Source organism: Halorussus marinus (assembly GCF_004521895.1).
Taxonomy (GTDB): domain Archaea; phylum Halobacteriota; class Halobacteria; order Halobacteriales; family Haladaptataceae; genus Halorussus; species Halorussus marinus.
Window position 1 is genome coordinate 1 of record NZ_SBIR01000026.1, and the last position, 588, is coordinate 588.

The following is a 588-nucleotide window of genomic DNA, read 5'->3' on the forward strand; positions in this document are numbered from 1 at the left end:
GAACAGCAACGTCTTCCTGAACGTGACGGAGACGAACACGGGTCCGAACGCGGTCGCGACCGCCTACGACTACGACGACGTTGACACTGCATACTACGATGCAGAGAACAACACGGTGTACTACGCGTTCCAGACCGGCAACAACGGTCTGAGCGCAGACGCCAACTACAACGCAGAGATGAAGGTGTTCAAGGGCAACGATGCGTACACGAGTACGCAGAATGCGTCGGCTGACTTCGAAGTGGCCGAGCAGAACATCGAAATCACTGGCCTGAACTCGAGCGACGTGCTCGAACTCGAGGCTGGTGAGAACTCGACGGTCATGGGCGAGACCAACCTCGCACCCGGCACGCCGATCACCGTCGAAGTCGAAACTGACGGTCAGCTCTACACCCAGACGGTCGACGTCCAGTCCGACGGCACGTTCAGTGCTAACTTCGACCTCAGCGAATACGACGTCGGCACCCAGCTGACTCGTGTCTACGCCGAGGGCGGAGACACTGACGACGAAGTGACTGATGCGGTCCTCGTCGAATCGATGTCCGACGACGACGGCGAAGGCGACGAGACCACGACCGAAGAGACGAC

1 protein-coding gene is annotated in these 588 nt (G+C 59.4%); it reads left to right on the forward strand.

The genetic code is table 11. The features are described from left to right. Positions 1-588, forward strand: a 588-nt coding sequence (locus EPL04_RS18965) for a BGTF surface domain-containing protein (protein WP_368276229.1), incomplete at both ends; no start/stop codon positions are given.